Source organism: Pseudomonas sp. V98_8 (assembly GCF_029967975.1).
Classification (GTDB): domain Bacteria; phylum Pseudomonadota; class Gammaproteobacteria; order Pseudomonadales; family Pseudomonadaceae; genus Aquipseudomonas; species Aquipseudomonas umsongensis.
This window is the reverse complement of sequence record NZ_JASCAE010000001.1, coordinates 215,206-227,803: the sequence shown is the minus strand read 5'-3', so window position 1 is coordinate 227,803 and position 12,598 is coordinate 215,206. Positions and strand designations below refer to the sequence as shown.

The 12,598-nt window shown below is 57.0% G+C and carries 13 protein-coding genes; all 13 read left to right on the top strand.

The window, feature by feature from the left end:
• Positions 1 to 8: 8 nt before the first annotated feature.
• The 13 genes from QLG10_RS01005 (at position 9) to glmS (ending at position 12,445) form a co-directional block, all read left to right on the top strand.
• A complete protein-coding gene (locus QLG10_RS01005; protein WP_008064607.1) occupies positions 9 to 881 on the top strand; it encodes a ParB/RepB/Spo0J family partition protein in 873 nt (290 codons plus the stop codon).
• Between the two features lie 148 nt (positions 882 to 1,029).
• On the top strand, positions 1,030 to 1,437 hold the full coding sequence (locus QLG10_RS01000) for a F0F1 ATP synthase subunit I (protein ID WP_008064605.1): 408 nt from the start codon (positions 1,030 to 1,032) through the stop codon (positions 1,435 to 1,437).
• Between the two features lie 16 nt (positions 1,438 to 1,453).
• On the top strand, positions 1,454 to 2,323 hold the full coding sequence (gene atpB / locus QLG10_RS00995) for a F0F1 ATP synthase subunit A (RefSeq protein WP_007969902.1): 870 nt from the start codon (positions 1,454 to 1,456) through the stop codon (positions 2,321 to 2,323).
• A gap of 134 nt (positions 2,324 to 2,457) precedes the next feature.
• Entirely contained in the window at positions 2,458 to 2,715 is a 258-nt protein-coding gene (atpE, locus tag QLG10_RS00990; protein ID WP_003097235.1) for a F0F1 ATP synthase subunit C, read from the top strand.
• Positions 2,716 to 2,773: 58 nt separating this feature from the next.
• On the top strand, positions 2,774 to 3,244 hold the full coding sequence (locus QLG10_RS00985) for a F0F1 ATP synthase subunit B (RefSeq protein ID WP_008064601.1): 471 nt from the start codon (positions 2,774 to 2,776) through the stop codon (positions 3,242 to 3,244).
• Positions 3,245 to 3,256: 12 nt separating this feature from the next.
• Positions 3,257 to 3,793, top strand: a complete 537-nt coding sequence (locus tag QLG10_RS00980; RefSeq protein WP_008064599.1) for a F0F1 ATP synthase subunit delta — start codon at positions 3,257 to 3,259, stop codon at positions 3,791 to 3,793.
• A 21-nt stretch (positions 3,794 to 3,814) separates the two neighbouring features.
• A complete protein-coding gene (atpA, locus tag QLG10_RS00975) occupies positions 3,815 to 5,359 on the top strand; it encodes a F0F1 ATP synthase subunit alpha (protein WP_020797985.1) in 1,545 nt (514 codons plus the stop codon).
• A 50-nt stretch (positions 5,360 to 5,409) separates the two neighbouring features.
• The gene (gene atpG / locus QLG10_RS00970) at positions 5,410 to 6,270 is read left to right on the top strand and encodes a F0F1 ATP synthase subunit gamma (protein WP_008064595.1); all 861 of its coding nucleotides are present in this window, start codon (positions 5,410 to 5,412) and stop codon (positions 6,268 to 6,270) included.
• A 27-nt stretch (positions 6,271 to 6,297) separates the two neighbouring features.
• Positions 6,298 to 7,677: a F0F1 ATP synthase subunit beta gene (gene atpD / locus QLG10_RS00965; protein ID WP_020797984.1), complete on the top strand. Its 1,380-nt coding sequence runs from the start codon at positions 6,298 to 6,300 to the stop codon at positions 7,675 to 7,677.
• A 45-nt stretch (positions 7,678 to 7,722) separates the two neighbouring features.
• Complete coding sequence (locus QLG10_RS00960; RefSeq protein WP_007969909.1) at positions 7,723 to 8,148, top strand: F0F1 ATP synthase subunit epsilon; 426 nt, start codon at positions 7,723 to 7,725, stop codon at positions 8,146 to 8,148.
• Positions 8,149 to 8,263: 115 nt separating this feature from the next.
• Complete coding sequence (glmU, locus tag QLG10_RS00955) at positions 8,264 to 9,631, top strand: bifunctional UDP-N-acetylglucosamine diphosphorylase/glucosamine-1-phosphate N-acetyltransferase GlmU (RefSeq protein ID WP_110748356.1); 1,368 nt, start codon at positions 8,264 to 8,266, stop codon at positions 9,629 to 9,631.
• A gap of 200 nt (positions 9,632 to 9,831) precedes the next feature.
• Positions 9,832 to 10,611 carry a DeoR family transcriptional regulator gene (locus QLG10_RS00950; protein WP_177411575.1) on the top strand — a complete coding sequence of 260 codons (780 nt, stop codon included), beginning with the start codon at positions 9,832 to 9,834 and terminating at the stop codon, positions 10,609 to 10,611.
• A gap of 1 nt (position 10,612) precedes the next feature.
• A complete protein-coding gene (gene glmS / locus QLG10_RS00945) occupies positions 10,613 to 12,445 on the top strand; it encodes a glutamine--fructose-6-phosphate transaminase (isomerizing) (protein ID WP_110748350.1) in 1,833 nt (610 codons plus the stop codon).
• Positions 12,446 to 12,598: the final 153 nt, after the last annotated feature.

Here is a 12,598-nt window from a genome sequence, read left to right as displayed (position 1 = left end):
GAATCCCCATGGCCGTCAAGAAACGAGGTCTCGGACGTGGACTGGATGCACTGCTGAGTGGTCCGAGTGTCAGCGCGCTGGAAGAACAGGCGGTGCAGGCCGATCAGCGAGAGTTGCAGCACCTGCCGCTGGATCTGCTGCAGCGCGGCAAGTACCAGCCGCGTCGTGATATGGATCCCCAGGCGCTCGAGGAGCTGGCGCAATCGATCAAGGCACAAGGCGTGATGCAGCCGATCGTTGTGCGGCCGATCGGTAGCGGTCGCTACGAAATCATTGCCGGCGAACGCCGCTGGCGTGCCAGCCAGCAAGCTGGCCAGGAAACCATCCCGGCGATGGTGCGTGATGTACCGGATGAAACCGCGATCGCCATTGCGCTGATCGAGAACATCCAGCGCGAAGACCTCAATCCGATTGAAGAAGCGGTGGCCTTGCAGCGCCTGCAGACGGAATTCCAGCTGACCCAGCAACAAGTCGCCGAAGCCGTGGGCAAGTCCCGGGTAACCGTGGCCAACCTGCTGCGCCTGATTTCGCTGCCGGAAGTCATCAAGACCATGCTGTCCCACGGTGACCTCGAAATGGGTCATGCCCGGGCATTGCTCGGTTTGCCGGATAATCAACAGGTCGAAGGGGCGCGACATGTTGTCGCACGCGGGCTGACCGTGCGCCAGACTGAAGCACTGGTTCGCCAGTGGTTGAGTGGCAAACCGGAGCCTGTGGAACCCTCCAAACCGGACCCGGATATTGCCCGCCTGGAACAGCGCCTGGCCGAGCGGCTGGGCTCTGCGGTGCAGATTCGCCACGGGAAGAAGGGTAAAGGGCAACTGGTTATTGGCTACAACTCTTTGGATGAACTTCAGGGTGTGCTCGCACACATTCGCTGAAACAATTCCTTATGTAGCGCGCAGTCGGAAATCACTACCTGACAGTTGAATAGGGGCAGAACCGCCCCTATACTCTGCGCGCATTTTGTCGGCACAAATTATGCCAAGTTATTGAATTCTGGCAGCCGACCATTGGAGAGTAATAGTGATGGAAACCCGCACGCCAAACCGCTTGCCCTTCCATCGCCTGGCAGTTTTTCCGGTGTTAATGGCTCAATTTGTCGTTTTGCTGATTGCTGCTTTGGCGCTTTGGCAATGGCATGGAGTCGTTGCCGGGTACTCGGGACTTTGCGGAGGCCTGATAGCCTTGCTGCCCAATGTTTATTTTGCTCACAGGGCATTTCGGTTTTCCGGCGCCCGAGCAGCCCAGTCCATCGTCCGGTCTTTTTATGCCGGCGAGGCAGGCAAACTGATTTTGACGGCAGTGCTGTTTGCACTGGTGTTCGCAGGTGTGAAGCCATTGGCACCGATTGCAGTATTCGGTGTCTTCGTGCTGACTCAGTCAGTCAGCTGGTTCGCTCCCCTGCTGATGAGAACAAGACTTTCGAGACCTTAGGGCGTTTGAGGCAACCATGGCAGAAACAACCGCTTCGGGCTATATCCAGCACCACTTGCAGAACCTGACCTTCGGTCAGCACCCTACCGGCGGCTGGGGCTTTGCCCACACCGCAGCAGAAGCCAAGGAAATGGGCTTTTGGGCTTTCCACGTCGATACCCTCGGCTGGTCGGTCGCATTGGGTCTGATCTTCGTTCTTCTTTTCCGCATGGCGGCCAAGAAAGCGACTTCCGGTCAGCCAGGTGCTTTGCAGAACTTCGTTGAAGTATTGGTCGAATTCGTCGATGGCAGCGTGAAAGACAGCTTCCATGGCCGTAGCCCGGTGATTGCACCGCTGGCACTGACCATCTTCGTCTGGGTGTTCCTGATGAACGCCGTCGACCTGGTACCGGTCGACTGGATTCCTCAACTGGCCATCCTGATCTCCGGTGACCACCACATCCCATTCCGCGCCGTGTCGACAACCGACCCGAACGCGACTCTGGGCATGGCGTTCTCGGTTTTCGCTCTGATCATTTTCTATAGCATCAAGGTCAAGGGCCTCGGCGGTTTCATCGGCGAGCTGACCCTGCACCCGTTCGGCAGCAAGAACATCTTCGTTCAGGCCCTGCTGATCCCGGTGAACTTCCTGCTGGAATTCGTGACCCTGATCGCCAAGCCGATCTCCCTGGCCCTGCGTCTGTTCGGCAACATGTATGCCGGCGAGCTGGTGTTCATTCTGATTGCTGTGATGTTCGGCAGCGGCCTGCTCTGGCTTAGTGGCCTGGGCGTTGTTCTGCAGTGGGCGTGGGCTGTGTTCCACATCCTGATCATCACCCTGCAGGCGTTCATCTTCATGATGCTGACCATCGTTTACCTGTCGATGGCGCACGAAGAAAACCATTAAGACCAGTCTCGACTAGTCTGATGTCCCTCCCGGTCAAACGGGAGGGTGCTCCTCACGGGGCATCTGAAACGATTTGTTTTACCGCTTTAAATTAAAAAAACCTAAACCATACGACGTAAAAGTCGGGAGGAAAGATGGAAACTGTAGTTGGTCTAACCGCTATCGCTGTTGCACTGTTGATCGGCCTGGGCGCACTGGGTACCGCAATTGGTTTCGGCCTGTTGGGTGGCAAGTTCCTGGAAGGCGCAGCGCGTCAGCCAGAAATGGTTCCAATGCTGCAAGTTAAAATGTTCATCGTTGCCGGTCTGCTCGACGCCGTAACCATGATCGGTGTTGGTATCGCTCTGTTCTTCACCTTTGCGAACCCGTTCGTTGGTCAGATCGCTGGCTAATTACTCGGATAATCCGGGTAATTTGGTGTGATGGACAACGTAACTGCGAGGTGTTGGCGTGAACATTAATGCGACCCTGATTGGCCAGTCCGTTGCGTTCCTGATTTTTGTACTGTTCTGCATGAAGTTCGTATGGCCTCCGGTCATTGCGGCATTGCACGAACGTCAAAAGAAGATCGCTGATGGTCTGGACGCTGCCAGCCGTGCAGCTCGTGACCTGGAGTTGGCCCAAGAGAAAGCGGGTCAGCAACTGCGCGAAGCGAAAGCTCAGGCAGCTGAAATCATCGAGCAAGCCAAGAAACGCGGTAATCAGATTGTTGAAGAGGCTGTTGAAAAAGCCCGTATCGACGCTGACCGTGTGAAGGTTCAGGCTCAGGCCGAGATCGAACAGGAACTGAACAGTGTCAAAGACGCCCTGCGTGCCCAAGTGGGCTTGCTGGCAGTCGGCGGCGCCGAGAAGATCCTGGGTGCCACAATCGATCAAAACGCGCACGCAGAGCTGGTTAACCAACTGGCTGCTGAAATCTAAGCGAGGGCGATCATGGCAGAACTGACCACGTTGGCCCGACCTTACGCTAAGGCGGCCTTCGAGCACGCTCAGGCCCACCAGCAACTGGCCAATTGGTCAGCCATGCTCGGCCTGGCAGCAGCGGTATCGCAAGACGATACCCTGCAGCGCGTGCTCAAGGCCCCGCGACTGACGAGCGCAGAAAAGGCCGCCACGTTCATTGACGTGTGCGGCGACAAGTTCGATGCCAAGGCACAGAATTTCATCAACGTCGTTGCCGAAAACGACCGTCTCCCGCTGTTGCCGGAGATTTCCGCTCTGTTCGACCTGTACAAGGCCGAGCAAGAGAAGTCGGTAGACGTTGAAGTGACCAGTGCATTTGCATTGAACCAAGAACAGCAAGACAAACTCGCCAAGGTTCTCAGTGCACGACTCAACCGGGAAGTGCGCCTGCAAGTTGCGGAGGATGCCGCCCTGATAGGTGGTGTCGTAATCCGCGCCGGCGACCTGGTTATCGATGGCTCGATTCGCGGCAAAATCGCGAAACTTGCCGAAGCATTGAAATCTTGAGTTTGAAGGGGCAGCAGAGCAATGCAGCAACTCAATCCTTCCGAAATAAGTGAAATTATCAAGGGCCGCATCGACAAGCTCGATGTGACCTCCCAAGCCCGTAACGAAGGCACTGTCGTCAGCGTATCTGACGGCATCGTGCGGATTCACGGTCTGGCCGACGTCATGTACGGCGAGATGATCGAGTTTCCGGGCGGCGTCTACGGTATGGCACTCAACCTGGAGCAAGACTCCGTAGGTGCCGTTGTTTTGGGCGCATACCAGTCTCTGGCTGAAGGCATGAGCGCCAAGTGCACCGGCCGCATCCTCGAAGTTCCAGTTGGTAAGGAACTGCTGGGTCGCGTAGTCGACGCACTGGGCAACCCTGTTGACGGTAAAGGTCCACTGGGCAACACCGAGACCGACGCGGTCGAGAAAGTTGCTCCAGGCGTGATCTGGCGTAAGTCGGTAGACCAGCCTGTACAGACTGGCTACAAGGCTGTCGATGCCATGATCCCTGTCGGCCGTGGCCAGCGTGAGCTGATCATCGGTGACCGTCAGATCGGTAAAACCGCTCTGGCGATCGACGCGATCATCAACCAGAAGAACAGCGGCATTTTCTGCGTATACGTAGCCATTGGTCAGAAGCAATCGACCATCGCCAACGTGGTTCGCAAGCTGGAAGAAAACGGCGCCCTGGCCAACACGATCATCGTGGCTGCCAGTGCTTCGGAATCTCCTGCGCTGCAATTCCTGGCACCGTACTCCGGTTGCACCATGGGTGAATTCTTCCGCGACCGCGGTGAAGACGCGCTGATCGTTTATGACGATCTGTCCAAGCAAGCAGTGGCTTACCGCCAGATTTCCCTGCTGCTGCGCCGTCCACCAGGCCGTGAAGCTTACCCAGGCGACGTGTTCTATCTCCACTCCCGTCTGCTGGAGCGCGCATCCCGCGTTTCGGAAGAGTACGTAGAGAAGTTCACCAACGGCGCAGTGACCGGCAAAACCGGTTCCCTGACCGCACTGCCGATCATCGAAACCCAGGCTGGCGACGTTTCCGCGTTCGTTCCGACCAACGTGATTTCCATCACCGACGGTCAGATCTTCCTGGAATCGGCCATGTTCAACTCGGGCATCCGTCCTGCAGTGAACGCCGGTGTTTCGGTATCCCGTGTGGGTGGTGCCGCTCAGACCAAGATCATCAAGAAGCTGTCCGGTGGTATCCGTACCGCTCTGGCTCAGTACCGTGAACTGGCGGCATTCGCCCAGTTCGCTTCTGACCTGGACGAAGCGACCCGTAAGCAACTTGAGCATGGTCAGCGCGTTACCGAGCTGATGAAGCAGAAGCAATACGCCCCAATGTCGATCGCTGACATGGCGTTGTCGCTGTATGCCGCTGAGCGTGGGTTCCTGACTGACGTCGAAATCGCCAAGGTCGGCAGCTTTGAACAAGCGCTGATTGCTTACTTCAACCGCGATCACGCCGAATTGATGGCGAAGATCAACGTGAAGGGTGACTTCAATGACGATATCGACGCTGGCATGAAAGCCGGTATCGAGAAGTTCAAGGCCACCCAAACCTGGTAAGCCGCAGCGGGAGCCGCAAGGCTCCCGCTTGCTAACCTGATAGGTGTTACATGGCAGGCGCAAAAGAGATTCGCAGTAAGATTGCGAGCATCAAAAGCACGCAAAAAATTACCAGCGCCATGGAAAAAGTGGCGGTCAGCAAAATGCGCAAGGCACAAATGCGCATGGCTGCTAGCCGTCCTTATGCGGAGCGCATCCGCCAGGTTATTGGGCATCTGGCCAACGCCAACCCGGAATACCGCCACCCGTTCATGATCGACCGCGAAATCAAGCGTGTTGGTTATGTCGTAGTGAGCAGTGACCGTGGTCTGTGCGGTGGCTTGAACACCAACCTGTTCAAGGCCCTGGTCAAGGACATGGCGGTAAACCGCGAGAAAGGCGTCGAGATTGATCTGTGTGTAGTGGGTAGCAAGGGTGCGGCCTTTTTCCGCAACTTCGGCGGCAACGTCGTAGCAGCTATCAGCCACCTGGGTGAAGAGCCGTCGATCAACGACTTGATCGGTAGCGTCAAAGTGATGCTGGATGCCTACCTGGACGGCCGTATTGACCGCCTGTCCGTGGTTTCCAACAAGTTCATCAACACCATGACGCAACAGCCTACCGTGGAGCAATTGATTCCACTGGTGGCAACCCCGGATCAGGACCTCAAGCACCACTGGGACTATCTCTACGAACCGGATGCCAAAGAGCTGCTTGACGGCTTGATGGTCCGCTACGTTGAGTCGCAGGTCTACCAGGCGGTGGTCGAGAACAACGCGGCTGAACAAGCTGCGCGGATGATCGCGATGAAGAACGCTACCGACAACGCCGGTGATTTGATCAGCGATTTGCAGCTGGTCTACAACAAGGCGCGTCAGGCTGCGATCACCCAAGAGATCTCGGAAATCGTCGGCGGCGCTGCCGCGGTTTAACGGTTCAAATATTCAGAGGATCCAGCTATGAGTAGCGGACGTATCGTTCAAATCATCGGCGCCGTTATCGACGTGGAATTTCCACGCGACAGCGTACCGAGCATCTACAACGCGCTGAAAGTAGTGAGCGCGGCTGAAACCACCCTGGAAGTTCAGCAGCAGCTGGGCGACGGCGTGGTTCGTACCATTGCGATGGGTTCCACCGAGGGCTTGAAGCGCGGTCTGGAAGTGACCGACTCTGGCGCAGCCATTTCCGTACCGGTCGGTAAAGCGACCCTGGGCCGGATCATGGACGTACTGGGCAACCCGATCGACGAAGCTGGCCCAATCGCCACCGACGAGCGTTGGGGTATCCACCGTGCAGCGCCTTCGTTCGCTGAACAAGCAGGCGGCAACGACCTGCTGGAAACCGGCATCAAGGTTATCGACCTGGTTTGCCCGTTCGCCAAGGGTGGTAAAGTTGGTCTGTTCGGTGGTGCCGGTGTAGGCAAAACCGTAAACATGATGGAACTGATCCGTAACATCGCCATCGAGCACAGCGGTTATTCCGTGTTCGCCGGTGTGGGTGAGCGTACTCGTGAGGGTAACGACTTCTACCACGAGATGAAGGACTCCAACGTTCTGGACAAAGTGGCACTGGTTTACGGTCAGATGAACGAGCCGCCGGGTAACCGTCTGCGCGTAGCACTGACCGGCCTGACCATGGCCGAGAAGTTCCGTGACGAAGGTAACGACGTTCTGCTGTTCGTCGACAACATCTATCGTTACACCCTGGCCGGTACTGAAGTATCCGCACTGCTGGGCCGTATGCCTTCGGCAGTAGGTTACCAGCCGACCCTGGCTGAAGAGATGGGCGTTCTGCAAGAACGTATCACTTCGACCAAGGAAGGTTCGATCACTTCGATCCAAGCGGTATACGTACCTGCGGACGACTTGACCGACCCGTCGCCAGCGACCACCTTCGCCCACTTGGACGCCACCGTCGTTCTGTCCCGTGACATCGCTTCCCTGGGTATCTACCCAGCGGTAGACCCACTGGACTCGACTTCGCGCCAGCTGGACCCGAACGTTATCGGCCAGGACCACTACGACACCGCTCGCGGCGTCCAGTACGTTCTGCAGCGTTACAAAGAACTGAAGGACATCATTGCGATCCTGGGTATGGACGAGCTGTCGGAAGCCGACAAGCAGTTGGTAAACCGTGCTCGTAAGATCCAGCGTTTCTTGTCGCAGCCGTTCTTCGTGGCTGAAGTCTTCACCGGTGCATCGGGTAAATACGTTTCCCTGAAAGACACCATTGCTGGCTTCAAAGGCATCCTCAACGGTGACTACGACCACCTGCCAGAACAAGCGTTCTACATGGTTGGCGGCATCGAAGAAGCGATCGAGAAAGCCAAGAAACTGTAATCCCGGCGCCCGGAAACGGGCGCTAATTTAGGTTGAGGCAATCAGATGGCTATGACAGTCCATTGCGATATCGTCAGCGCGGAAGGGGAAATCTTTTCCGGTCTGGTCGAGATGGTGATTGCGCACGGTGCACTGGGTGATCTTGGTATCGCCCTGGGTCACGCGCCGCTGATCACTAATCTGAAGCCAGGTCCGATCCGCCTGGTCAAGCAGGGCGGGGAAGAGGAGGTGTACTACATCTCTGGTGGTTTCCTCGAGGTTCAGCCGAACATGGTCAAGGTTCTCGCCGACACCGTGCAACGTGCTGCCGACCTGGACGAAGCTTCCGCTCAGGAAGCCGTCAAGGCTGCCGAGAAGGCCTTGCATGAGCGGGGCGCGGAGTTCGATTACGGTTCCGCTGCCGCACGTCTGGCCGAGGCCGCAGCCCAGCTGCGTACCGTCCAGCAGATCCGCAAGAAGTTCGGCCATTAAGGCAGCGCTTGTTGTGTGATTGATTAAAAAGGGTAGCCTCGGCTACCCTTTTTTATTTTCCCGATATTCATCACGTTGGTCGCAGCCGCTGACCACCCAGGATTGGTAGCCAGTCATGTCTCTTGAAATCGTTATCCTCGCTGCTGGCCAGGGCACCCGCATGCGTTCGGCCCTGCCAAAGGTCTTGCACCCGATTGCCGGCAATTCGATGCTCGGCCATGTTATCCACAGCGCCCGACAACTTGATCCACAGCGCATTCACGTGGTGATCGGCCATGGTGCCGATGTGGTACGCGAGCGCCTGGCCGCCGACGATCTGAACTTCGTCCTCCAGGACAAACAATTGGGTACCGGTCATGCGGTGGCCCAGGCCGTTCCTTTCATCAAGTCCGACACCGTGCTGGTGCTATACGGTGATGTGCCCTTGATTGAAATCGAAACCCTGCAGCGTTTGCTCAAGCTGGTAGTGCCTGGGCAGATGGGCCTGCTTACCGTCGAGCTGGATGATGCAACCGGTTATGGCCGCATCGTTCGCGACAATGATGGAAAGGTCTCTGCCATCGTCGAGCACAAGGACGCCAACGAAGCCCAGCGCGCCATCAAGGAAGGCAATACCGGGATCCTCGCGGTTCCGGCCGATCGCCTGGCCGATTGGACGGGCCGCCTGTCGAACAACAACGCGCAGGGCGAGTACTACTTGACCGACGTGATTGAAATGGCAGTCAGCGACGGTCTGGTGGTGGCCACCGAACAGCCCCACGACGCCATGGAAGTGCAGGGCGCCAATGACCGCAAGCAGCTTTCCGATCTTGAGCGTCATTATCAGCTGCGCGCCGGCCGTCGCTTGATGGCTCAAGGAGTGACTCTTCGCGACCCGGCCCGTTTCGATGTGCGGGGTGATATCAGTGTGGGTCGCGACGTGCTGATCGATATCAATGTGATCCTCGAAGGTAACGTCGTCATTGAAGACGACGTGGTCATTGGCCCGAACTGCGTGATCAAGGACAGCACCTTGCGTAAAGGCGTCGTGATCAAGGCCAACAGTCATATCGAAGGGGCGATTCTCGGAGAAGGCAGCGATGCCGGTCCGTTCGCGCGTCTGCGTCCAGGCACTGTGCTCGAAGCGCGGGCGCATGTGGGTAACTTTGTCGAGTTGAAAAATGCTCATCTGGGCGAAGGTGCCAAGGCAGGCCATTTGACCTATCTGGGCGATGCCGAAGTGGGCGCACGCACCAACATCGGTGCTGGCACCATTACCTGCAACTACGATGGGGCCAACAAGTGGAAAACGGTGCTGGGCGAGGACGTGTTCATCGGTTCCAACAACTCATTGGTGGCCCCTGTGGATATCTTGTCTGGTGCGACTACGGCAGCCGGTTCGACTATTACCTCTACTGTGGATAAAGCGCAGTTGGCAGTAGCCCGTGCTCGCCAGAAGAACATCGACGGTTGGAAGCGACCAGAGAAGATCAAGAAGAGCTAAGTTATCCACACCTCGATATTTTTCAGAAGTTATTCACAACCAAAATACTGTTAATAATATTAATCGGCAAGCCTCGCTCACTTCAGGGGGCTTGCTGTTAATTATTTTATCCACAGAGTCTTTTGATCGATCCGCGCTTGACGAAGTTTCCTCGATAGGTTTTGATTGCTTCCGTTATCTTTCGAATCGAAACTTATCAGATCATGTCGAAGCGCAACACACCTCAGCGGCGCCACAACATCCTGGCCTTGCTCAACGAGCAGGGCGAAGTCAGTGTGGATGAATTGGCAAAGCGCTTCGAAACCTCTGAAGTTACGATTCGCAAGGATCTGGCCGCACTTGAAAGCAATGGTCTGTTGCTGCGTCGTTATGGCGGCGCCATCACCTTGCCTCAGGAATTAGTGGCCGACCTGAGTCAACCGGTCTCCAGGTACAAGCAGGCCATTGCCCGCGCAGCTGTTGCGCGGATTCGCGAACATGCACGCATCATCATCGACAGCGGCAGCACTACCGCATCGATGATTCCGGAACTGGGTCAGCAACCGGGCCTGGTGGTGATGACCAATTCCCTGCACGTCGCCAACGCCTTGAGCGAACTCGAGCATGAGCCGGTGCTGTTGATGACCGGCGGCACTTGGGACCCGCATTCCGAGTCCTTTCAGGGGCAGGTCGCCGAGCAGGTACTACGCTCCTACGACTTCGATCAATTGTTCATCGGCGCCGATGGTATTGATCTGGCCCGCGGTACAACCACCTTCAACGAATTGCTGGGACTCAGCCGAGTGATGGCCGAAGTCGCCCGTGAAGTAGTCGTGATGGTGGAGGCCGACAAGATCGGTCGCAAGATTCCCAACCTGGAACTGCCCTGGAGCAGCGTCCATACCCTCATTACCGATGATCGCCTGTCGCTCGATGCGCGGGATCAGATTCAAGCCCGCGGTATCACTTTGATTTGCGCGGCTGTCAGTCAGGAGAAATAACATGTGTGGAATTGTCGGCGCAGTTGCAGAACGTAACATCACCGCCATCCTGGTCGAGGGCCTCAAGCGCCTGGAATACCGTGGGTATGACAGCGCGGGTGTAGCGGTGTACACCAATGATCAAAAGCTCGAGCGCGCGCGTCGCCCGGGCAAGGTCAGCGAACTTGAACTGGCCTTGGTCGAAGAACCGCTGGTTGGGCGCCTGGGTATTGCCCACACTCGCTGGGCCACTCACGGTGCACCTTGCGAACGCAATGCGCATCCGCACTTCTCTGGCGATTTGGCTGTGGTGCATAACGGCATCATCGAAAACCACGAAGCCCTGCGTGAACAACTCAAGTCTTTGGGTTACGTTTTCACTTCAGACACGGACACTGAAGTCATCGCCCACCTGCTGAACCATAAACTCAAGGACCTTCCTGACCTGGCTGAGGCCCTCAAGGCAACAGTAAAGGAACTGCACGGTGCTTATGGTCTGGCAGTCATCAGCGCGAAGCAACCTGATCGCCTGGTGGCAGCCCGCAGTGGCAGCCCGCTGGTGATCGGCCTGGGCCTGGGTGAGAACTTCCTGGCGTCCGACCAATTGGCACTGCGTCAGGTGACTGACCGTTTCATGTACCTGGAAGAGGGTGATATCGCCGAAATTCGCCGCGACAGCGTGCAGATCTGGGATGTCAGCGGCAAGGCTGTCGAGCGTGAGACCGTGCAGTATCGCGATGGCGCCGAAGCGGCTGAAAAAGGCGAGTTCCGCCATTTCATGCTCAAGGAAATCCACGAGCAACCGTCCGTGGTACAGCGCACCCTGGAAGGTCGTTTGAGCCCGAACGGCGTGCTGGTACAGGCTTTCGGTCCACAGGCCGCTGAACTGTTCGCCAAAGTGCGCAATGTGCAGATCGTTGCCTGCGGCACCAGCTATCACGCCGGCATGGTTGCGCGTTACTGGCTCGAAGAACTGGCCGGCATCCCCTGCCAAGTCGAAGTTGCCAGCGAGTTCCGCTACCGTAAAGTCGTGGTGCAACCCGACACCCTGTTCGTGACCATCTCCCAGTCCGGCGAAACCGCCGATACCCTGGCTGCGCTGCGCAATGCCAAGGAACTGGGTTTCCTCGCCAGCCTGGCAATCTGCAACGTCGGCATCAGCTCCCTGGTGCGTGAATCGGACCTGACCCTGCTGACCCAGGCCGGCCGCGAAATCGGCGTGGCGTCTACCAAAGCCTTCACTACGCAATTGGTGGGTCTGCTGTTACTGACCCTGTCCCTGGGCCAGGTTCACGGATCGTTGGCCAAAGGCGTTGAAGCGACACTGGTCGAAGAACTGCGTCGCTTGCCAACCCGCCTGGGTGAAGCGCTGGCGATGGACAGCACCGTGGAGAAAATTGCTGAACTGTTCGCCGAGAAGAACCACACCCTGTTCCTGGGTCGTGGCGCACAGTTCCCGGTCGCGATGGAAGGGGCCCTCAAGCTCAAGGAAATTTCCTACATCCACGCCGAAGCCTACCCGGCTGGCGAGCTGAAGCACGGCCCGCTGGCGCTTGTGGATAACGACATGCCAGTGGTGACCGTAGCGCCAAACAACGAGCTGCTGGAGAAACTGAAGTCCAACCTCCAGGAAGTCCGCGCCCGGGGTGGCCAACTGATCGTTTTCGCAGATGAGAAGGCTGGCATGACCAATGGTGAAGGCACGCACGTAGTGCACATGCCCCACATCCACGACATCCTGTCACCAATCCTCTACACCATCCCGCTGCAGTTGCTGTCGTACTACGTGGCTGTGCTCAAAGGCACTGACGTCGACCAACCACGCAACCTGGCGAAATCGGTGACTGTGGAATAAGTTATCCACAGCTGATCGAACCTTATGTTTGCAAACAATAAAGGTTGTCACAAAACAATAAAGGTTGTCACAACTTAATAAAGGTTGTCACAAGCTCCTGCCTCGACCGTACATCGGAGCAGGAGCAGGTCTTGGAAATTAGGATCATGATCC